Origin of the sequence: Pseudomonas sp. RV120224-01b (assembly GCF_003208145.1) — a bacterium.
GTDB lineage: Bacteria > Pseudomonadota > Gammaproteobacteria > Pseudomonadales > Pseudomonadaceae > Aquipseudomonas > Aquipseudomonas monteilii.
Map to the genome: position 1 here is coordinate 127,824 of NZ_QKMQ01000008.1, position 20,846 is coordinate 148,669.

Genomic DNA, 20,846 nt, shown 5'->3' on the forward strand with positions numbered 1-20,846 from the left:
CCATCGGCTTACGCCGGCCTGCGCGATCCTTGCATGCCAAAGCGTTGGCGCCGGGCTACTATCTACCCTTTTGCGCCTGACGATGGACCGCCCGATGCCCAGCTCTGCCCGCCTGCTGTTGCCGTTGTACCTGCTTGCCTGCCTGTTGGCCCTGCTCGGGCTTGCAGGGCTCTGGTACGGGCTTGGCAAGCCGGTGCACCTGCCGGATGCAGCCAGCCCGACGCACAAGTTGCAGTGCGCGTCCTACACGCCGTTCGACAAGGACCAGTCGCCCTACGACCAGCCGTTTCGCCTGCGCCCGGCACGCATGGACGCCGACCTTGCGTTGCTGGCTGAGCGATTCCAGTGCATCCGCACCTATTCCATGACCGGTCTTGAGGCAATCCCCGCGCTGGCGCGCAAGCATGGCCTGAAAGTGATGCTGGGTGCCTGGGTCAACGCCCACCCGGCCGATACCGACAGGGAAATCGACCTGCTGATTGCCGCCGCCAACGCCAACCCGGATGTGGTCAGCGCGGTGATCGTCGGCAACGAAACCTTGCTGCGCAAAGAGGTGACCGGCGCACACCTGGCCAAGCTGATCGCCCGTGTGAAAAGCCAGGTGAAGGTGCCGGTGACCTACGCGGATGTGTGGGAGTTCTGGCTGCAGCACCCGCAGGTAGCGCCGCAGGTGGACTTCTTGACTATCCACCTCTTGCCCTACTGGGAAGACGACCCACGCGGTATCGACGAAGCCTTGGCCCATGTAGCCGATGTGCGCAGGGTGTTCGGCACACGCTTCGCACCCAAAGACATCCTGATCGGCGAAACCGGCTGGCCCAGCGAAGGGCGCCAGCGGGAGACCGCAGTGCCCAGCCGGGTCAACGAGGCGCGTTTCATTCGCGGCTTTGTGGCCATGGCTGAGAGCAACGGCTGGCGCTACAACCTGATCGAAGCATTCGACCAGCCCTGGAAACGTGCCAACGAGGGGGCCGTCGGCGGTTACTGGGGGCTTTACGATGCCGACCGCCAGGACAAGGGCGTGCTGGAGGGGCCGGTGAGCAACCTGCATTACTGGCCACAGTGGTTGCTGGCCAGTGCATTGTTGATGCTGGCCATGCTGTTACTCGCCGGGCGCCCCGCAACGGTTCAGGCAGCCTTGCTGCTGCCAATGCTGGCGGCATTTGGCGCCGGATGCCTGGGGTTGTGGGGTGAGCTGATGCGCACCCATGCGCGTTTTGCCGGGGAGTGGATATGGGCGGTGGCGCTGGCCGGGTTGAACCTGCTGGTGCTGGCCCACGCGCTGCTGGCCCTGGCGCAGCGGGCCGGCTGGCGCGAGCGCTTGTTCGCCTGGCTACAGGCACGGGCAGGCTGGCTGTTGCTGGCGGCGGGCTTTGCTGCAGCGGTGAGCATGCTGGCGATGGTGTTCGACCCGCGCTACCGCAGCTTCCCCAGTGCGGCGCTGGCGTTGCCGGCGCTGGTCTATGTGCTGTGGCCGGTGCGGGCACGCCGGGCCGAGGTGGCGCTGCTGGCGTTCATTGTCGGGGCCGGCGTGGCGCCACAGTTGTTTGTGGAAGGATTGGAAAACCAACAGGCCTGGGCTTGGGCGGTGGTCAGTGTGCTGATGACGGCGGCTTTGTGGCGAAGCTTGAGGTTGCGCCCGGCTACCTGACCAGCCGCAACCCCGCCAGCACGAGCGCAAACACCGCAATGCTGGCGGTATACAGCACCAGCGCTGGTACCGCAAAGACCAGGGCCAGCACCGCCAGCCACCAGCCGGTGCGGCCGGTCACCACCTGCGCCAGTAACGCAAGGCCCAGCCCGGACCAGGCCATCACCTGATGGTGAATGCCCAACCCCAACAACGACCGCACCTCACACTGCCAGTACGCCGTCGGCACCGTGCACAGCCCAACCCACTGGCCATCCTCCATCAGCCCATAGCGCACGCCATAACTGGCCGCAAGCCACAGCCCCAGAAACAGCACAAGCAGCGCAGCCGGCAGCGTACGAGACATCCCGTTCTCCAATAGCGGTAATCGAAAGCATCCATGATCGCTTATGCCCCGATGTAAGGCAAAATCACAACCCTGCAGCTATGTTGCAGATAACCAGCACACCAAAGGCCATCGCGCCAGGCAACTTTGCCTGCGTTGATGTGGTCCTAGCCTGCACACCGCTCGACCTTGCGTTCTTTTGGGGGACTACATGCTTCGATCTTTGCGCCTCGCTGCCCTGCTCGGCAGCCTGCTCATGGCTGTGGCCGCTTCGGCGCGGGACATCGACGCCGCCAGCTACGGCTTCCCCTTGACCAACCCGTTCGAGGCCACCATCGCCACCACGCCGCCGGACCAGCGCCCGACCCTGCCCAGCGACGACGAAATCACCCAGTCCGACTACAGCCTCAACTTGCGCCCGGAGCGTGAGTTCACCCTGCCCGACAACTTCTGGGCAGTGAAAAAACTCAAGTATCGCCTGGCCCGCCAGGACCGCGAGGCGCCGCTGATCTTCATCATTGCGGGTACCGGCGCACCGTACACCAGCAGCATCAACGAATACCTGAAAAAGCTGTTCTACCAGGCCGGTTTCCACGTAGTGCAATTGTCGTCGCCCACCAGCTACGACTTCATGAGCGCCGCTTCGCGCTTTGCCACCCCCGGTGTCAGCAAGGATGACGCCGAAGACATGTACCGGGTGATGCAGGCCGTGCGCGCCCAGCACCCGCGCCTGCCAGTCAGTGACTTCTACCTCACCGGCTACAGCCTGGGTGCGCTGGATGCGGCCTTCGTCAGCCACCTGGACGAAACCCGCCGCAGCTTCAACTTCAAGCGCGTGCTGCTGCTGAACCCGCCGGTCAACCTGTACACCTCGATCAACAACCTGGACAAGCTGGTGCAAACCCAGGTCAAGGGCATCGACCGCAGCACCACCTTCTACGAGCTGATGTTGCAAAAGCTCACGCGCTACTTCCAGGACAAGGGCTACATCGACCTCAATGACGCCCTGCTGTACGACTTCCAGCAGTCGCGCCAGCACTTGTCCAATGAACAGATGGCCATGCTGATCGGCACCTCGTTCCGCTTCTCGGCGGCCGACATTGCCTTTACCTCCGACCTGATCAACCGCCGTGGCCTGATCATTCCGCCGAAGTTCCCGATCACCGAGGGCAGTAGCCTCACGCCGTTCTTCAAACGTGCCCTGCAGTGCGACTTCGACTGCTACATGACCGAGCAGGTGATCCCCATGTGGCGCGCCCGCACCGACGGCAACAGCATCCTGCAACTGGTCAACCAGGTGAGCCTGTATGCCCTGGAAGACTACCTGCGCAGCAGCGACAAGATTGCCGTGATGCACAACGCTGACGACGTCATCCTTGGCCCCGGCGACATCGGCTTCCTGCGCAAGGTGTTTGGTGACCGGCTGACCCTTTACCCCCATGGCGGCCATTGCGGCAACCTCAACTACCGCGTCAACAGTGACGCCATGCTGGAGTTCTTCCGTGGTTAACAAACTCCTCTTCGCCACTGCCCTGCTTGCCGCCGGCCACGCGCTGGCCGCCGAAACCGCCCCACGGGCCAGCGTGGTAGAAGCCGACCCTCAGGTGACTGCCGCACCACTGGCGCCCGAAGCAGACGGCTTTCTCGACCCGCTGCGCGAGTTGAAATTCAACCCCGGGCTGGACCAGCGCGAGTTCGAGCGCTCTACCCTGGAGGCGCTGAACGTGTACGACCCGCTGGAGTCGATCAACCGGCGCATCTACCACTTCAACTACCGGCTGGACCAATGGGTGCTGCTGCCGCTGGTGAGTGGCTACCAGTACGTCACCCCGCGCTTCGTGCGTACCGGGGTGAGCAATTTCTTCAACAACATCGGCGATGTGCCGAACCTGTTCAACAGCGTGCTGCAGCTGAAAGCCAAGCGCTCGGCGGAGATCACGGCGCGGCTGATGTTCAACACCATCATTGGTGTGGGTGGGCTATGGGACCCGGCCACCAGCATGGGCCTGCCGCGTCAGAGCGAAGACTTTGGCCAGACCCTGGGCTTCTACGGCGTGCCGGACGGGCCGTACCTGATGCTGCCGGTGCTGGGGCCATCGAACCTGCGTGATACCACCGGGTTGGTGGTGGACTATGCGGGCGAGCAGGCCATCAATTACCTGAACGTGGCCGAAGCCAGCACCGACCACCCGGAAATCTTCGCCTTGCAGGTGGTGGACAAGCGCTATACCACCAAATTCCGCTATGGCCAGCTGAACTCGCCGTTCGAGTATGAAAAGGTGCGGTATGTGTATACCCAGGCGCGCAAGTTGCAGATAGCCGAGTAAACCTGCACTGGCCCTATCGCCGGCAAGCCAGCTCCCACAGGTTCACCACAGGCCCGGGTATTGGTGCGGACCTGTGGGAGCTGGCTTGCCGGCGATAGGGCCAGAACAGGCAACATCAAATCCCCAGGAACTGACACAACTCCCGCTTCTTCGCCAAGGCATCCCGCCGCCCAAGCTCGATCAGCTCACTGCAATAGCTCGCCTCGAACAGCAAATAGCTCAACACCCCCGCCCCGCTGGTCCGCGTCGCCCCCGGCCCACGCAGGAACAAGCGCAACGCCGCCGGCAGCTCACGCCGGTGCCGCGCGGCAATCTCGTCCAGCGGCTGGCTGGGCGCCACCACCAGTACGTCGATCGGCGCCAGCCCCAGGCGACGGGCATCCAGGTGCGCCGGTAGCAACCGGCTCAAATGATTGAGCCGCTGCAGCAGTTCGATATCGTCTTCCAGGCTGTCAATGAACGTGCTGTTGAGCATGTGCCCGCCAATCTGTGCCAGGCTCGGCTGCTGTCCGCTGAACACCCGCTGGGTCGGCAACGGCGGCGCTGGCCGCTGCGGGTTGCCACTGACCCCGACCACCAGCACCCGGCTGGCGCCCAGGTGCAAGGCCGGGCTGATGGGCGCCGACTGGCGTACTGCACCGTCGCCGTAATACTCGTCGCCCAGTTGCACCGGGGCAAACAGCAGCGGAATGGCCGCACTGGCCAGCAGGTGGTCGATGGTCAGCGGCGTGGGTACGCCAATGCGGCGGTGACGCAGCCAGGCCTCGATGCTGCCACGGCCCTGGTAGAAGGTGACCGCCTGGCCAGACTCGTAGCCAAAGGCCGTGATTGCCACGGCGCGCAACTGTTCGGCGGCCAGGGAATGGCCGATGCCGTCCAGGTTCAGGTGTGCCTCCAGCAAACCTCGCAATGGACTGCTGTCCAGCAGCGCCACGGGTGCCGGGCCACCAATACCTAACAGGTTGTGGCCAACGAAGCGACTGGCCTGGCGCACCACCCCGGGCCAGTCGCTGCGGATGACCAGGTGGCTGCGAAAGTTCTGCCAGAAGGTGGTAAGCCGTTGCACGGCGTCGTTGAAATGAGTGGCACCGCTGGCCAGGGTGACCGCGTTGATGGCCCCGGCAGACGTGCCGACAATGACCGGAAAGGGGTTGTGCGCCCCGGCGGGCAGCAGCTCGGCGATGCCCGCCAGTACGCCGACCTGATAGGCAGCGCGGGCGCCACCGCCAGAAAGGATAAGACCGGTTACCGGAGGTGGGGCCATGGCATCCTTCCTGGATCAGCTGCTTTCAGCGCTTTTTCTTGTCATAGAGCCGCGGCGCACCCTCAGGCCGCGACTTGAACCGGCGGTGCGCCCACAAGTATTGCTCAGGGCACTCGCGCAACACACTTTCAACCCACTGGTTGATGCGCAGGCAATCAGCCTCTTCACTCTCCCCCGGGAAGTCTTGCAGCGGCGGGTGGATCACCAGACGATAGCCGCTGCCATCCTCCAGGCGCTTCTGGGTGAACGGAATCACCTGCGCCTTGCCCAGCCGGGCAAACTTGGTAGTGGCGGTTACCGTCGCTGCCGGGATACCGAACAGCGGCACGAAAATGCTTTGCTTGGCGCCGTAGTCCTGGTCCGGTGCGTACCAGATCGCACGGCCCGAACGCAGCAGCTTGAGCATGCCGCGCACGTCCTCGCGCTCCACCGCCAGCGAGTCGAGGTTATGCCGCTCACGGCCACTGCGCTGGATGAAGTCGAACAACGCATTGCCATGCTCGCGGTACATACCGTCGATGGTGTGCTGCTGGCCCAGCAGCGCCGCGCCGATTTCCAGCGTGGTGAAGTGCACCGCCATCAGGATGGCGCCCTGCCCCGCCTGCTGGGCGGCCTGCAGATGCTCCAGCCCTTCGACATGGGCCAGGCGCGCCAGCCTGGCCTTGGGCCACCACCAGCTCATGGCCATTTCGAAGAAGGCGATACCGGTGGACGCAAAATTGGCCTTGAGCAAACGCTGCCGTTCGTCGACCGACAGCTCCGGGAAACACAGCTCCAGGTTGCGTGCGGCAATGCGCCGGCGCTCTCCGGCAAAGTGATACATCACGGCACCCAACCCGGCACCGATTTTCAACAGCACCCGGTACGGCAACTGGACCACCAGCCACAGCAGGCCCAGGCCCAGCCACAGGCCCCAGAACTTGGGATGAAGGTAATAGGGACGAAAACGCGGGCGTTCCATTGAAGCATCCGGAAAGACAAAGGCCGCGCATTCTACAACGGATCAGTGCATGTTGCGGGCAACCGGTGTTCTCGTTATAAGTCAGGGCACTTTTTTCGCAACAAGCCGTCTATGCAGACCATGAGCCCAAACCACACACCCGACACCGCCTCCGTGTTCCAGCTCAAGGGCAGCATGCTCGCCATTACCGTACTGGAACTGGCGCGCAATGACCTTGAAGCCCTCGACCGCCAGCTGGCGGCCAAAGTCGCCCAGGCACCGAACTTCTTCAGCAACACGCCGCTGGTGCTGGCGCTGGACAAACTGCCAGCCGACGAAGGGGCAATCGACCTGCCCGGCTTGATGCGGATCTGCCGCCACCACGGCCTGCGTACCCTGGCCATCCGCGCCAACCGCATCGAGGACATCGCTGCCGCCATCGCCATCGACCTGCCGGTACTGCCGCCTTCCGGCGCCCGCGAGCGGCCACTGGAGCCCGAGCCCGAGGTGGTCAGGAAGCCCGAGCCGGCCCCGGCACCACCACCGGCACCGGAACCCGAAGTGCGCCCGACCCGCATCATTACCTCGCCGGTACGCGGCGGCCAGCAGATCTACGCCCAAGGTGGCGACCTGATCGTTACCGCTTCGGTCAGCCCGGGTGCGGAACTTCTGGCCGATGGCAACATCCATGTGTACGGCGCCATGCGCGGCCGCGCCCTGGCCGGCATCAAAGGTAACACCAAGGCGCGTATCTTCTGCCAGCAGATGACCGCCGAAATGGTCTCGATCGCCGGCCAGTACAAGGTCTGCGAAGACCTGCGCCGCGACCCGCTGTGGGGCACCGGCGTGCAAGTCAGCCTGTCTGGTGACGTGTTGAACATCACCCGTCTTTAACGGATACTTGCCAGCATTTTTAGAGCAACTTTTTTACCGTTGCCGTTATTTAAGCTATTTCAGTTATTTGCAGGGACCCGTGTCCCGACTATTTTAGGGGTGAAACACCTTGGCCAAGATTCTCGTGGTTACTTCCGGCAAGGGGGGTGTGGGCAAGACCACCACCAGCGCCGCCATTGGTACCGGCCTCGCACTGCGTGGCCACAAGACCGTCATCGTCGACTTCGACGTGGGCCTGCGTAACCTCGACCTGATCATGGGCTGCGAACGCCGCGTGGTGTACGACTTCGTCAACGTGGTCAACGGCGAAGCCAACCTGCAACAGGCCCTGATCAAGGACAAGCGCCTCGAGAACCTGTACGTGCTGGCCGCCAGCCAGACCCGTGACAAGGACGCGCTGACCCAGGAAGGCGTTGAAAAGGTGCTGATGGAGCTGAAGAAAGACTTCGACTTCGTCATCTGCGACTCGCCAGCCGGTATCGAGAAAGGCGCGCACCTGGCCATGTACTTCGCCGACGAAGCCATCGTGGTCACCAACCCGGAAGTGTCCTCGGTACGTGACTCCGACCGCATGCTGGGCATCCTGTCGAGCAAGTCGCGCCGCTCCGAAAACGGCGAAGAGCCGATCAAGGAACACCTGCTGATCACCCGCTACCACCCCGAGCGCGTGGAAAAGGGCGAAATGCTGAGCATCGCCGACGTCGAAGAAATCCTGGCGATCAAGCTCAAGGGCGTGATCCCCGAGTCCCAGGCCGTGCTGAAGGCTTCCAACCAGGGTATCCCGGTCATCCTCGATGACCAGAGCGATGCCGGCCAGGCCTACAGCGACACCGTCGACCGTCTGCTGGGCAAAGAGAAGCCCCTGCGGTTCATCGAAGTGCCGAAGCAAGGATTCTTCGCGCGCCTGTTTGGAGGCAAGTAAACCATGAACCTTTTTGACTTCTTTCGTGGCAGACAGAAACAGACCAGCGCGTCGGTAGCGAAAGAGCGTCTACAGATCATCGTGGCGCACGAGCGCGGCCAACGCAGCGAACCGGACTACCTGCCGGCGCTGCAGAAAGAACTGCTGGAAGTCATCCGCAAGTATGTGAACATCGGCAACGATGACGTGCATATCGAGCTGGAAAACCAGGGCAGCTGCTCGATTCTGGAGCTGAACATCACCCTGCCGGATCGCTGATTCAGCGACCTGGCCTGGATCATTGGGGCTGCTTTGCAGCCCATCGCCGGCAAGCCAGCTCCCACAGGGTCCGCGCTTTACCTGTGGGAGCTGGCTTGCCGGCGATGGGCCGCAACGCGGCCCCAATGGTTTTCCCCGATATCTCAGAGATACTGCAATGCCGCTGTCGAACATCCAGATCCTGCACGAAGACGCCGCCATCCTCGTGATCAACAAACCGACCCTGCTGCTGTCGGTGCCCGGCCGCGCCGAAGACAACAAGGACTGCCTGATCACCCGCCTGCAGGAAAACGGCTACCCCGATGCGCTCATCGTGCACCGCCTGGACTGGGAAACCTCCGGTATCATCCTGCTGGCCCGCGATGCCGACAGCCACCGCGAGCTGTCCCGCCAGTTTCACGACCGCGAAACCGAAAAGGCCTACACCGCGTTGTGCTGGGGCCAACCGGCGCTGGACAGCGGCAGCATCGACCTGCCGCTGCGCTACGACCCGCCAACCAAGCCACGGCATGTGGTGGACCACGAACAGGGCAAGCACGCACTGACCTTCTGGCGCATCGTCGAGCGCTGTGGCGATTACTGCCGGGTGGAACTGACGCCGATTACCGGGCGTTCTCACCAGTTGCGTGTGCACATGCTGTCGATCGGGCACCCGCTGCTGGGTGACCGGCTGTATGCCAACCCCGAGGCACTGGCGGCCCATGAGCGGCTGTGCCTGCATGCATCCATGCTGAGCTTTACCCACCCGGTGTCCGGGGAACGGTTGAAGTTCGAGTGCCCTGCACCTTTCTGATTTCTGCGTGGCTGCACCGGCCTCTTCGCGGGCTTGCCCGCTCCCACAGGAATACCACTGCATTCGGAACCTGTGCAGTCCCTGTGGGAGCGGGCGAGCCTGCGAAGAGGCAGACACAATTTGTCGACTTAATACGCTAAACTCGCGCCACTGCTGTCTGGAGTGAGCTATGCGCGACGTACTGAATTCTGGCCTTATCGACTTCCTCAAGGCCTCCCCCACGCCCTTCCACGCCACCGCCAGCCTGGCCCAGCGCCTGGAAGCGGCCGGCTACCAGCGCCTGGACGAGCGCGACAGCTGGGCCACCGTGCCTGGCGGCCGCTATTACGTCACCCGTAACGACTCCTCGATCATCGCCATCAAGCTGGGCAAGCAAGCCCCCCTGCTGAACGGCATCCGCATGGTCGGCGCCCACACCGACAGCCCGTGCCTGCGGGTGAAACCGCAGCCCGAGCTGCAGCGCCAGGGCTTCCTGCAACTGGGTGTCGAGGTGTATGGCGGTGCCCTGCTGGCGCCGTGGTTCGACCGCGACCTGTCGCTGGCCGGGCGCGTTACCTACCGCCGTGACGGCAAGGTTGAAAGCCAGCTGATCGACTTCAAGCTGCCGATCGCGATCATCCCCAACCTGGCCATTCACCTGAACCGCACCGCCAATGAAGGCTGGGCGATCAACCCGCAGAACGAGCTACCGCCCATCCTCGCCCAGGTGGCCGGAGACGAGCGCATCGACTTCCGCGCCCTGCTCACCGAGCAACTGGCCCGCGAGCACGAGCTGATCGCTGACGTGGTGCTGGATTACGAGCTGAGCTTCTACGACACCCAGGACGCCGCACTGGTCGGCCTGAACGGCGACTTCATCGCCGGCGCCCGCCTGGACAACCTGCTGTCGTGCTACGCCGGCCTGCAAGCCTTGCTGGCCGCCGACAGTGATGAAACCTGCGTGCTGGTGTGCAACGACCACGAAGAAGTCGGCAGCTGCTCGGCCTGCGGCGCCGATGGCCCGATGCTGGAGCAGACCCTGCAGCGCCTGCTGCCGGATGGCGACGCCTACGTGCGCACCATTCAGCGCTCGCTGATGGTGTCGGCAGACAACGCCCACGGCGTGCACCCCAACTACGCCGACAAGCACGACGGCAACCACGGGCCCAAGCTGAACGCCGGGCCGGTAATCAAGGTGAACAACAACCAGCGCTACGCCACCAACAGCGAAACCGCCGGGTTCTTCCGCCACCTGTGCATGGCTGAAGAAGTGCCGGTGCAGAGCTTTGTGGTGCGCAGCGACATGGGCTGTGGTTCGACCATCGGGCCGATTACCGCCAGCCACCTGGGTGTGCGCACGGTCGACATCGGGCTGCCGACCTTTGCCATGCATTCGATTCGTGAACTGTGCGGCAGCCATGACCTGGCGCACCTGGTGAAGGTGCTGACTGCCTTCTACCGTAGCCGCGAGTTGCCTTGATGTAGACAGGTCCGGCCCTATCGCGGTTTTATCCGCAAAGGGCCGGACCTGCTCAAGGTCAATCCCGCCTCGCTTGCCAAGCGCTATGCTTGATACATGGCCCCACTGCAAAAGGATTGCTGTCCATGTCCCCGTTTCTGTCCCTGTTCGTGCCGGTGTTCCTGTTCCTGATGCTGCTGACCATCGGCTTCAGCATGCGCGAACGCAATATCGGTGTACTGATGATGTGGATCGGCACCTTGGGTATCTTCGGCCTCACCTGCTGGAAGATCCTTGAGAAACTGCCGTCATAAACCTCTACACTCGGTCAATCGTTTGACCTGAGGTAGATTTGCCAGTGCCTGCCCTCCTGCGTTACCTGTTCCTGCTGCTGTTGCTGTTCATCACCCCGGTACAGGCGGCGGGCCTGCCTGGCCTGCTGGGTGGCAGTGCGCCTGCGCAACCGGAGGCCACCGAGCCGCTGGGCAAGTCGCTGGACGAGGTGATCAAGAACCTCGAAAACGACCAACAGCGGGCCAAGCTGCTGGCCGACCTGAAAAAGCTGCGCGACGCGACCAAGCAGTCGCAACCCAGCGTCGAACAGGGCGTGCTCGGGCTGATCGGCGGTGCCCTGCATGACTTCGAAAAACAGTTCAGCGGCGACGCCAGCCCGTTCCATCGCTGGGCGGCGGAAATCGAACAGGCCCAGGCGGAACTGACCGAACTGATGGTGCCGGTGCACCAGTGGCCAGCCATCCTGTTCGGCTTTGCCGCTGTCATTGCCGTGTGGAGTGTGCTGGCCTACGCCTTCAACTGGGTCGGGCACCGGATACGCCTGCGCTTTGGCCTGAGCGAAGAACTGCCGCAACACCCGCGCACCTGGGACCTGGTGCGCTTTGCCTTGCGCAAGCTCGGCCCATGGCTGGTGGCGCTGGTATTCACCGTTTACCTGAGCTTCGTGCTGCCGCCGTCGTTAGGCAAATCGCTGGCCATGGTGCTGGCCTACGCACTGGTCGTGGGCACTTGCTTCTCGGCCATCTGCGTCATCGCCTTCTCGCTGCTGGACGGCCCGCACCGCCACCGCGCCCTGCACATCCTGCGGCGCCAGGCATTCCGCCCGCTGTGGCTGATCGGCAGCTTCGCTGCGTTTGGCGAGGCCATGAGCGACCCGCGCATGCTGGTTGCACTGGGTACCCACCTGGCCCATGCCTTGGCCACCCTGGCCAACGTCATCGCCGCGCTGTGCACCGGGCTGTTCATCCTGCGCTTTCGTCGCCCCATCGCCCACCTGATCCGCAACCAGCCGCTGTCGCGGCGCCTGACCCGGCGCACCCTGAGCGACACCATCGAGATTCTCGGCAGCTTCTGGTTCATTCCGGCACTGATTCTGGTGGCCGTCTCGCTGTTCGCCACCTTCGTCTCGGCAGGCGACACCAGCACCGCCCTGCGCCAGTCACTGATGTGCACGGTGCTGGTGGTGGTGTGCATGGTGCTGAACGGCCTGGTACGCCGCCATGCGGCCAACCCCAAACGCGCCAACAAGCGCCAGGCCGTGTATGCCGAGCGCCTGCGCAACTTTGGCTACCTGCTGGTGCACCTGTTCATCTGGCTGGTATTCATCGAACTGGGCCTGCGCGTGTGGGGCCTGTCGATGATCAGCTTCGCAGAGGGCGACGGCCACGACATCAGCCTGCGCCTGCTGGGCCTTGCCGGCACACTGATCGTCGCCTGGCTGGTGTGGATCCTTGCCGACACCGCCGTGCACCATGCCCTGGTGCGCTCGCGTCGGGGCCTGGCCAACGCCCGTGCGCAAACCATGATGCCGTTGATCCGCAACGTGATGTTCGTGGTCATCTTCATCATCGCGGTGATCGTCGCCCTGGCCAACATGGGCATGAACGTCACCCCACTGCTGGCCGGTGCCGGTGTGATCGGCCTGGCCATCGGCTTTGGCGCGCAGTCGCTGGTGGCGGACCTGATCACCGGGCTGTTCATCATCATCGAGGACTCGCTGGCCATCGACGACTACGTCGACGTGGGCGGGCACCTGGGCACGGTGGAGGGGCTGACCATTCGTACCGTGCGCCTGCGGGACATTGACGGCATCGTGCATACCATCCCGTTCAGCGAGATCAAGAGCATCAAGAACTACTCGCGGGAGTTTGGCTATGCGATTTTCCGCGTGGCGATTCCGCACAGCATGAACATCGACCAGGCGATCACGCTGATTCGCGAAGTGGGGCAAAAGCTGCGCAATGACCCGCTGATGCGCCGCAACATCTGGTCGCCACTGGAACTACAAGGGGTGGAGAGTTTCGAGTCGGGGTCGGCGATTTTGCGGGCGCGGTTCAAGACGGCGCCGATCAAGCAGTGGGAAGTGTCGCGGGCCTTCAACCTGGCGCTGAAGCGGCAGCTGGATGAGGCAGGGCTGGATTTGGCGACACCACGGCTGTCGGTGCAGGTGGTGACTGCGGGTGGTGGTGGAACGGCGCAATCCGACGCCTCCAGCTAGGGCCTAACCCGCCACGGCACGAATGCGGATGGCATCATGCCGCCAATACTCCAGGTCACAGTCGATCAGGTGCCCATGCTGGTCGCTGTTGACCCGGGTGATGTGCAGCCCCGGGCTGCCCGCCGACACCTTCAACGCCCCCGCCGCCTCTACCGGCAACGCCGTCGGCAGGATCTCGAAACACACCTGCCCGTACCGGATGCCATACACCCGCCCATATATCTCGGTAAGCGACTGCGCCAGGTCCTGTTCGAGAATCCCCGGAAAGTACCGGGGGTTCAGGTAATGCTCGGCATACAGCACCGCCCGCCCATCAATCCGCCGTAACCGGCAGATACGCACCACACTGGACAAGGCCGGCAGCTGCAAGCGTGCGCAGATGGCAGCTGAGGCTGGCTGCAAGCGCGCCGACAGCAGCTCGGTACTGGCCACCCGCCCCTGGTCGCGCACCATGGCATGGAAGTGACTGCGCTCGATCAGGTCGTAGGTCAGCCGCTCGGGTGCAACGAACCAGCCGCGGCGTTCTTCACGGTAGATCAGGCCTTGGGCCTCCAGCTGCGCCAGCGCCTCACGCAGGGTGATGCGCGTCGTGTCGAACACCTCACTGAGTTTGCGCTCGGCCGGCAGCTTGCCCCCCGGGGCCAGCAGGCCGTGCTCGATCTGCTCCTGCAGGGCATGGCAGATGGCTGTTACCGCACGCGGTGGCATCGACTGCATCAAAGGTTACCTATCTGGACTAGTCCAGCCCCATAACAGGGCACCTGGAGAATAGTGCAAGCCTAGGCAGGGCTGATGAACATCCCGTGACAACGCTGCAACCGTGCCGTTGCCAGAATCGGGCCAGCCCAGCAAAACCGGGGGTTCACCATGGTCTACGCTGTAGAGCCAAGGGCCTTTGACACGCTGAGCGCGCCCTCCCCTACATCAAACTGTCACGCAAGCGGCCTACCTTGGCTCAAGGTTTGCTGACCTAGACCAAAGGTTCCAGGCAACGGCTTCACTCATAACAACGATCGTAAAAAGGCACCCACCCAAGGAGCTACGGATGAAAAAGTTGTTCATGGCGTCACTGCTCGGTTCGGCCATCGCGTTCTGCACCTCGGCCATGGCCGCGGACCTCAAGGCCCTGGAAGACGCCGCCCGCAAGGAAGGCACCGTCAACAGCGTGGGCATGCCCGATGCCTGGGCGAACTGGAAAGGCACCTGGGAAGACCTGGCCAGCAAGTACGGCCTCAAGCACAGTGACACTGACATGAGCTCGGCGCAGGAAATCGCCAAGTTCGAAGCCGAGAAGGACAATGCCAGCGCCGACATCGGCGACGTGGGTGCCGCCTTCGGCCCCATCGCCGTGACCAAGGGCGTCAGCCAGCCGTACAAGCCCAGCACCTGGGACCAGGTACCGGAATGGGCCAAAGACAAGGACGGCCACTGGGCGCTGGCCTATACCGGCACCATTGCGTTCATCATCAACAAGGACCTGGTGAAGGAAGGCGAACGCCCGACCTCCTGGCATGACCTGGAAAAAGGCAAGTACAAGGTCGCCATCGGTGACGTCGGCACCGCCGCACAAGCCGCCAACGGTGTACTGGCGGCGGCCATTGCCTACAAGGGCGACGAAACCAACGTGGCGCCGGGCCTGCAGCTGTTCACCAAGCTGGCCCAGCAGAAGCGCCTGTCGCTGGCCAACCCGACCATCCAGACCATCGAGAAAGGCGAGGTCGAGGTCGGCGTGGTGTGGGACTTCAACGGCCTGAGCTACCGCGAGCAGATCGACCCCAAGCGCTTCGAAGTGCTGATCCCGTCGGACGGTACGGTGATCTCCGGCTATACCACCATCATCAACAAGTACGCCAAGCACCCCAATGCGGCCAAGCTGACGCGTGAATACATCTTCAGCGATACCGGGCAGATCAACCTGGCCAAGGGGCATGCCCGGCCGATCCGTGCCGAGCACCTGACGCTGCCGGCGGATGTGCAGGCCAAGTTGCTGCCAAACGAGCAGTACAAGGCGGCGCAGCCGATCAAGAATGCCGAAGCGTGGGAAGCGACCTCGAAGAAACTGCCGCAGATGTGGCAGGAGCAAGTGATCATCGAGATGGAGTAAGGGGCCGGCTTTTGTAGTGCCTGATCCGGCCCATTCGCGGGCACGCCCGCTCCCACAGGGACCGCGCCGCTCTCAAGGGTTGCGCTAAACCCTGTGGGAGCGGGCATGCCCGCGAAGAAGCCAACGCGGTTTATGACTGGAGCCACCATGCAACACAACGTCATCCTGGTCCTGCTCGACGGCCTCAACTACCAGGTCGCCCACCACGCCATGGGCCACCTGCACGCCTACGTCGAGGCCGACCGCGCCGCGCTGTACCGCGTGGAATGCGAACTGCCGTCGCTGTCGCGGCCGCTGTACGAGTGCATCCTCACCGGCGTGCCGCCCATCGACAGCGGCATCGTGCACAACAACGTCAACCGCCTGTCCAACCAGCGCAGTGTGTTCCACTACGCCCGCGAGGCCAACCTGGGCACCGCAGCAGCGGCCTATCACTGGATGAGCGAGCTGTATAACCGCTCACCCTTCGACCCGCAGCGCGACCGCCACACCCACGCGCCGAAGCTGCCGATCCAGCATGGTTTGTTCTACTGGGACGACCGCTACCCCGATTCGCACCTGCTGGCCGACGGTGAGTACCTGCGCCGCCGCCACGCACCCAACTTCCTGTTGGTGCACCCGATGAGCATCGACGACGTCGGCCACCGCCACGGCCTGGACAGCAGCCAGTACCGCAACGCCGCACGCAGTGCCGACATCCTGCTGGCCGACTACCTGCCAGGCTGGCTGGAAGAGGGTTACCAGGTGCTGGTCACCGCCGACCACGGCATGAACAACGACCGCTCGCACAACGGGCTGCTGACCGAGGAGCGCGAAGTGCCGCTGTTCGTCTTCGGCGACGCCTTCAGCCTGGACCCGGCGGCCAAGCCGCTGCAGACCGAGCTGTGCGGAACCATCTGTGAACTGCTAGGCGCCGCGCACGACAAGACGGTGTGCCGGGAGTTGCTCAAGTGAACCGTGGCCGCTATCTGGCCCTGCTCTGCCTGCTGCCGTTCGCCGTGTTCTTCGTCATCTTCCAGGTCGCCCCGCTGGCCTGGGTGGCGATCAACAGCCTGCAATCGGAGGCGGGCTGGGGCGTGGACAACTTCAGCAAGGTATTCACCTCGAAGTTCTATTTGCAAGCGCTGCAACGCAGCCTGGAGATCAGCTTCTGGTCGAGCCTGTTCGGCATCGTCATCGCCACCCTCGGCGCCTACTCGCTGCGCCAGGTGGACTCGAAACTGCGCGATTTCGTCAGCGCCTTCGCCAACATGACCAGCAACTTTGCCGGGGTGCCGCTGGCGTTCGCCTTCATCATCCTGCTCGGTTTCAACGGCGCGCTGACCCTGCTGCTGAAGCAGATCGGCCTGCTGGAAGACTTCAGCATCTATTCCAAAAGCGGGCTGATCCTGGTGTACACCTACTTCCAGATCCCGCTGGGTGTGTTGCTGCTGTACCCCGCCTTCGACGCCCTGCGTGAAGACTGGCGCGAGTCGGCCGCGCTGCTGGGCGCCAGCCACTGGCAGTTCTGGCGGCACATTGGTCTACCCGTACTCACTCCGGCACTGCTGGGCACCTTCGTCATCCTGCTGGCCAACGCGCTCGGTGCCTATGCCACCGTGTACGCGCTGACCACCGGCAATTTCAACGTACTGCCGATCCGCATCGCCGGCCTGGTGGCTGGCGACATCAGCCTCGATCCGAACCTGGCCAGCGCCCTTGCGATGGTGCTGGTGGGGCTGATGACGCTGGTCACGGTGGTGCACCAATGGCTGTTGAAGAGGAGCTACCATGCGCGCTGACGCCCGTTCCGGCGGCTGGTACCACCGCGCCGTGGTCTACCTGCTGTTCCTGATCCTGCTGCTGCCACTGGCCGGCACCCTGCTCTACTCGCTAGCCACCAGCTGGTCGGCCAGCCTGCTGCCCAGCGGCCTGACCCTGAAATGGTATGCGGCGCTGTGGAGCGAGCCACGCTTCCTGGCCGCTTTCGGCCAGTCGTTGCTGGTGTGCGTGGGCGCACTGCTGCTGTCGGTGGTGCTGATTCTGCCGCTGCTGTTCGTGGTGCACTACCACTTCCCCAGGCTGGACGCGCTGATGAACATTCTCATCCTGCTGCCCTTCGCGGTGCCGCCGGTGGTGTCGTCGGTGGGGCTGTTGCAGCTGTACGGCAGCGGGCCGATGGCCATGGTCGGCACGCCGTGGATCCTGATCGGCTGCTACTTCACCATCGCCCTGCCGTTCATGTACCGGGCCATCACCAACAACCTGCAAGCCATCAACCTGCGCGACCTGATGGACGCTGCCCAACTGCTGGGCGCCAGCACCTGGCAGGCCGCGCTGCTGGTGGTGCTGCCGAACCTGCGCAAGGGCCTGATGGTGGCGTTGCTGCTGTCGTTTTCGTTCCTGTTTGGCGAGTTCGTGTTCGCCAACCTGCTGGTCGGCACCCGTTACGAGACCCTGCAGGTGTACCTGAACAACATGCGCAACAGCAGCGGCCACTTCAACAGTGCGCTGGTGATCTCCTACTTCGCCTTCGTGCTGGTACTGACCTGGGTCGCCAACCGCCTGAACAAGGACAAGACCTGACATGAGCTTCGTCAGCGTACAGAAACTGCAAAAAAGCTACGCCGGCAGCCCGGTGTTCGAGAACATCGACTGCCACATCGAACGCGGCGAGTTCGTCACCCTGCTGGGCCCGTCCGGTTGCGGCAAGTCCACGCTGTTGCGCTGCATCGCCGGGCTGACCCCGGTGGACAGCGGGCAGATCCTGCTGGACGGCCAAGACATCGTGCCCGTAAGCCCGCAAAAGCGCGGCATCGGCATGGTGTTCCAGAGCTACGCACTGTTCCCCAACATGACTGTGGAGCAGAACGTAGCCTTTGGCCTGCGCATGCAGAAGGTCAAGGCCGACGAAAGCCAGGTACGGGTGCGCGAAGCGCTGGACCTGGTGGAGCTGGGCAGCTTTGCCGGGCGTTACCCGCACCAGTTGTCTGGCGGCCAGTGCCAGCGCGTGGCCCTGGCCCGTTCGCTGGTCACCCGCCCTCGCCTGCTGCTGCTGGACGAGCCGCTGTCGGCACTGGATGCACGTATTCGCAAGCACCTGCGCGAGCAGATTCGGGCCATCCAGCGTGAGCTGGGGCTGACCACCATTTTCGTCACCCACGACCAGGAAGAAGCGCTGACGATGTCCGACCGCATCTTCCTGATGAACCAGGGACGCATCGTCCAGAGCGGCGATGCCGAAACCCTCTATACCGCACCGGTGGACCTGTTTGCCGCCGGCTTTATCGGCAACTACAACCTGCTCGATGCCGACAGCGCCAGCCGCCTGCTACAACGCCCGGTGGCCAGCCGCCTGGCGATCCGCCCGGAGTCGATCACACTGGGCATACACGGCGAACTGGATGCCCAGGTACGCAGCCACAGCTTGCTGGGCAACGTGATCCGCTACCGCGTGCAAGTGCGCGACGTGGAGCTGGTGGTCGACGTGCTCAACCGCTCGCCTGCCGACCTGCACGCGGATGGAAAACGGGTAAGCTTGTCGATCGACCCCACGGCGCTGCGGGAAGTGGCCTAAGGAGATTCAACACAATGGCACTGGCAATTTTCGATCTGGACGAAACCCTGATCCACGGCGACTGCGCGTCGCTGTGGAGCGAGCAGATGGCCCGGCTGGGCTGGGTCGACGGCAAGGACTTCCTGCGCCGCGATCGTGAACTGATGGAAGCCTATGGCAAGGGCCACCTGCAGATGGAGGACTACATGGCCTTCAGCCTGGAACCGATGGCCGGGCGTACCCTGGAAGAAGTCGAGCATCTGGTAGAACCGTGGGTTGAAGAGGTGATCGAGCCGATCATCTATGGCGACGCCTGCCGCTGCATTGCCGAACACCGCAAGCGCGGGGACCGCATCCTGATCATTTCCGCTTCGGGTACGCACCTGGTCGGGCCGATTGCGGCGCGCCTGGGGGTGGACGAGTACTTGGCGATCGAGCTGGAGGCGGTGAACGGGGTGTATACCGGCAAGACCCATGGGGTGCTGACGTATCGTGAAGGCAAGATTACGCGGCTGCTGGAGTGGCTGGACCAGGAGCAGGAGAATCTGGAGGGGGCGAGTTTCTATTCCGATTCACGGAATGATTTGCCGTTGTTGTTGAAGGTGGACCATCCGCATGTGGTGAACCCGGATGCGGTGTTGCGGGAGCATGCCCAGACCAATGGCTGGCCGATTTTGAGCTGGACCTGAAGATTTGTGTGAGCCTCTTCGCGGGCACGCCCGCTCCCACAGGGATCACCACAAGTTCGAAAACTGTGGGGTCCCTGTGGGAGCGGGCGTGCCCGCGAAAGGGCCGGGCCTGCTTATGCCAGGCTCGGGTCTATGATCATCACCAGCTTGCCCGACACCTGGTTGCTTTCCAGCTCGGCATACGCCGCCTGGGCAAACTCGACCGGGTAGGTATCGACCAGTTGCGGCGACAAGCGCCCTTCGGCAAACAACGGCCACACCTGCTGTTGCAACTCACGCAGCAGCTCGGCCTTGAAGCCGTCATCGCGGTTGCGCAGCGTGGAGCCGGTAATCTCCAGGCGCTTGCCCAGCACCAGCGCCAGGTCCAGCTCGAACTTGCGCCCGCCCATCAGGCCGATGATCACCCAGCGCCCGTCGCGGGCCAGCAGCTTGAGGTTGAGTTCGCCGTAGCTGGCACCCACCGGGTCGAGAATCACGTCGAACGGGCCGAAACCTTCCAGCGCGTCCAGGTTCTCGTTACGTACCACGCCCCCTGTCGCGCCCAGCGCTTCGCAATAAGCCAGGCGGTCCTGCGAACCGACACTGACCCACACCGGGCTGCCAAACGCCTTGCACAGCTGGATGGCGGCCGAGCCAACGCCACTGGCGCCCGCATGCACCAGCACTTTCTCGCCAGCCTTCACAGCGCCGAGCTGGAAGATGTTCAACCAGGCGGTGGCATACACCTCTGGCAACGCTGCGGCTTCATGCAGGCTCAGGCCCTCGGGCACAGGCAGCACGTGACGCGCATCGACCACCACTTCCTCAGCCATGGCGCCGCTGGCCAACAGCGCGCACACACGGTCGCCCACGCGCCAGTCGGCACCGGCGCCCACTTCTTCAATCACCCCGGCACACTCCAGGCCCATGTACGGGCTGGCACCTGGCGGTGGCGGGTACAAACCTTTCATCTGCAGCAGATCGGCGCGGTTCAGGCCCGCAGCAGCCACGCGAATGCGCACTTGGCCCGCGTCACAGGCCGGGCGTTCGGCCTCGACCCACTCCACATGTCCGTCAACGCCTTGCAATGCCTTCACAGTGCCTCCATAGTTGAATCATGACTGGGCCTGGGGTTGCTTACCTCAGGCTTTTTGCAGTATTTGCCCGGCTCCATGGAACCGGCAACGGAAAAGACGGCCTACTATGCGTGATCAA

The 20,846-nt window shown here is 63.5% G+C and carries 21 protein-coding genes; 16 read left to right on the forward strand and 5 right to left on the reverse strand.

Annotated elements, in window-relative coordinates; all coding sequences use genetic code 11:
- Nucleotides 1-82: 82 nt before the first annotated feature.
- Nucleotides 83-1,651 carry a beta (1-6) glucans synthase gene (locus N436_RS14550; protein WP_110741409.1) on the forward strand — a complete coding sequence of 523 codons (1,569 nt, stop codon included), beginning with the start codon at nt 83-85 and terminating at the stop codon, nt 1,649-1,651.
- Here N436_RS14550 and N436_RS14555 read toward each other — a convergent pair.
- A complete protein-coding gene (locus tag N436_RS14555) occupies nt 1,644-1,997 on the reverse strand; it encodes a hypothetical protein (RefSeq protein ID WP_105945959.1) in 354 nt (117 codons plus the stop codon). The genes N436_RS14550 and N436_RS14555 overlap by 8 nt on opposite strands.
- Before the next feature lie 190 nt (nt 1,998-2,187).
- Here N436_RS14555 and N436_RS14560 point away from each other — a divergent pair, with 190 nt between their 5' ends.
- Nucleotides 2,188-3,486 (forward strand): serine/threonine protein kinase, encoded by a 1,299-nt coding sequence (locus N436_RS14560; protein ID WP_105945958.1) that lies wholly within the window; start codon nt 2,188-2,190, stop codon nt 3,484-3,486.
- Nucleotides 3,479-4,303 carry a VacJ family lipoprotein gene (locus N436_RS14565; RefSeq protein WP_016715530.1) on the forward strand — a complete coding sequence of 275 codons (825 nt, stop codon included), beginning with the start codon at nt 3,479-3,481 and terminating at the stop codon, nt 4,301-4,303. The genes N436_RS14560 and N436_RS14565 overlap by 8 nt, the downstream gene beginning before the upstream one ends.
- Nucleotides 4,304-4,418: 115 nt before the next feature.
- Here the strand turns inward: N436_RS14565 and N436_RS14570 are convergent, their stop codons facing one another.
- Both N436_RS14570 and N436_RS14575 read right to left on the reverse strand, forming a co-directional pair.
- Nucleotides 4,419-5,567 (reverse strand): patatin-like phospholipase family protein, encoded by a 1,149-nt coding sequence (locus tag N436_RS14570; RefSeq protein WP_060497578.1) that lies wholly within the window; start codon nt 5,565-5,567, stop codon nt 4,419-4,421.
- A 25-nt stretch (nt 5,568-5,592) separates the two neighbouring features.
- Nucleotides 5,593-6,528 (reverse strand): lipid A biosynthesis lauroyl acyltransferase, encoded by a 936-nt coding sequence (locus tag N436_RS14575; protein ID WP_104834137.1) that lies wholly within the window; start codon nt 6,526-6,528, stop codon nt 5,593-5,595.
- Nucleotides 6,529-6,639: 111 nt separating this feature from the next.
- Here N436_RS14575 and minC point away from each other — a divergent pair, with 111 nt between their 5' ends.
- The 7 genes from minC (at nt 6,640) to N436_RS14605 (ending at nt 13,324) form a co-directional block, all read left to right on the forward strand.
- A complete protein-coding gene (gene minC, locus N436_RS14580; protein WP_019097103.1) occupies nt 6,640-7,401 on the forward strand; it encodes a septum site-determining protein MinC in 762 nt (253 codons plus the stop codon).
- A 109-nt stretch (nt 7,402-7,510) separates the two neighbouring features.
- Nucleotides 7,511-8,323 carry a septum site-determining protein MinD gene (gene minD / locus N436_RS14585; protein WP_016715526.1) on the forward strand — a complete coding sequence of 271 codons (813 nt, stop codon included), beginning with the start codon at nt 7,511-7,513 and terminating at the stop codon, nt 8,321-8,323.
- 3 nt (nt 8,324-8,326) lie between these two features.
- On the forward strand, nt 8,327-8,581 hold the full coding sequence (gene minE, locus N436_RS14590) for a cell division topological specificity factor MinE (protein ID WP_003252572.1): 255 nt from the start codon (nt 8,327-8,329) through the stop codon (nt 8,579-8,581).
- A 157-nt stretch (nt 8,582-8,738) separates the two neighbouring features.
- Complete coding sequence (locus N436_RS14595; protein WP_011532730.1) at nt 8,739-9,374, forward strand: RluA family pseudouridine synthase; 636 nt, start codon at nt 8,739-8,741, stop codon at nt 9,372-9,374.
- 169 nt (nt 9,375-9,543) lie between these two features.
- Nucleotides 9,544-10,833, forward strand: a complete 1,290-nt coding sequence (locus N436_RS14600; protein ID WP_105945953.1) for a M18 family aminopeptidase — start codon at nt 9,544-9,546, stop codon at nt 10,831-10,833.
- Nucleotides 10,834-10,958: 125 nt separating this feature from the next.
- The gene (locus N436_RS28595; RefSeq protein WP_016715524.1) at nt 10,959-11,126 is read left to right on the forward strand and encodes a hypothetical protein; all 168 of its coding nucleotides are present in this window, start codon (nt 10,959-10,961) and stop codon (nt 11,124-11,126) included.
- A 44-nt stretch (nt 11,127-11,170) separates the two neighbouring features.
- Nucleotides 11,171-13,324: a mechanosensitive ion channel family protein gene (locus N436_RS14605; RefSeq protein WP_105946108.1), complete on the forward strand. Its 2,154-nt coding sequence runs from the start codon at nt 11,171-11,173 to the stop codon at nt 13,322-13,324.
- A gap of 3 nt (nt 13,325-13,327) precedes the next feature.
- On the opposite strand, the gene N436_RS14610 is transcribed toward N436_RS14605, so the two are convergent.
- The gene (locus N436_RS14610; RefSeq protein ID WP_105945952.1) at nt 13,328-14,041 is read right to left on the reverse strand and encodes a UTRA domain-containing protein; all 714 of its coding nucleotides are present in this window, start codon (nt 14,039-14,041) and stop codon (nt 13,328-13,330) included.
- Between the two features lie 328 nt (nt 14,042-14,369).
- Here N436_RS14610 and N436_RS14615 point away from each other — a divergent pair, with 328 nt between their 5' ends.
- The 6 genes from N436_RS14615 to N436_RS14640 all read left to right on the forward strand — a co-directional run bounded on the left by N436_RS14615 (nt 14,370) and on the right by N436_RS14640 (nt 19,652).
- Nucleotides 14,370-15,428 carry an ABC transporter substrate-binding protein gene (locus N436_RS14615; protein WP_110741410.1) on the forward strand — a complete coding sequence of 353 codons (1,059 nt, stop codon included), beginning with the start codon at nt 14,370-14,372 and terminating at the stop codon, nt 15,426-15,428.
- Between the two features lie 147 nt (nt 15,429-15,575).
- The gene (locus tag N436_RS14620) at nt 15,576-16,382 is read left to right on the forward strand and encodes an alkaline phosphatase family protein (protein WP_027609476.1); all 807 of its coding nucleotides are present in this window, start codon (nt 15,576-15,578) and stop codon (nt 16,380-16,382) included.
- Nucleotides 16,379-17,209 carry an ABC transporter permease subunit gene (locus N436_RS14625; RefSeq protein WP_105945951.1) on the forward strand — a complete coding sequence of 277 codons (831 nt, stop codon included), beginning with the start codon at nt 16,379-16,381 and terminating at the stop codon, nt 17,207-17,209. Before N436_RS14620 ends, N436_RS14625 begins: the two co-directional genes overlap by 4 nt.
- Nucleotides 17,199-17,993 carry an ABC transporter permease gene (locus N436_RS14630; RefSeq protein WP_019097098.1) on the forward strand — a complete coding sequence of 265 codons (795 nt, stop codon included), beginning with the start codon at nt 17,199-17,201 and terminating at the stop codon, nt 17,991-17,993. Before N436_RS14625 ends, N436_RS14630 begins: the two co-directional genes overlap by 11 nt.
- A 1-nt stretch (nt 17,994) precedes the next feature.
- Complete coding sequence (locus N436_RS14635; protein ID WP_110741411.1) at nt 17,995-18,984, forward strand: ABC transporter ATP-binding protein; 990 nt, start codon at nt 17,995-17,997, stop codon at nt 18,982-18,984.
- Nucleotides 18,985-18,998: 14 nt separating this feature from the next.
- Entirely contained in the window at nt 18,999-19,652 is a 654-nt protein-coding gene (locus tag N436_RS14640) for an HAD family phosphatase (protein ID WP_110741412.1), read from the forward strand.
- A 113-nt stretch (nt 19,653-19,765) separates the two neighbouring features.
- Here N436_RS14640 and N436_RS14645 read toward each other — a convergent pair whose 3' ends face one another.
- The gene (locus N436_RS14645; protein WP_105945947.1) at nt 19,766-20,728 is read right to left on the reverse strand and encodes an NAD(P)H-quinone oxidoreductase; all 963 of its coding nucleotides are present in this window, start codon (nt 20,726-20,728) and stop codon (nt 19,766-19,768) included.
- Nucleotides 20,729-20,846 lie beyond the last annotated feature (118 nt).